Genomic DNA, 287 nt, shown 5'->3' on the forward strand with positions numbered 1-287 from the left:
CGTTCCGCATACCCCTATCTTCCTCGAGACACCCAGTATCCATGGCAGTTCTCCAGTTAAGCTGGAGGATTTCACCACAGACTTGAGCACCCGCCTACGCGCCCTTTAAGCCCAGTGATTCCGAACAACGTTCGCTCGGTTCGTCTTACCGCGGCTGCTGGCACGAACTTAGCCCGAGCTTACTGTGAATCGATCAAGTTTCCCTTTCTCTTCACTTTTGAGCTTTACAACCCGAAGGCCTTCATCGCTCACGCGGCATCGCTCGTTCAGGGTTTCCCCCATTGACG

At 54.4% G+C, this 287-nt stretch carries 1 rRNA gene; it reads right to left on the reverse strand.

Annotated features, from left to right (window positions below):
• Window positions 1–287 (reverse strand): 16S ribosomal RNA (locus ACTHS3_RS17710); the annotation flags it as partial.

The sequence above is a fragment of the Neisseria sp. P0009.S007 genome, assembly GCF_051962515.1.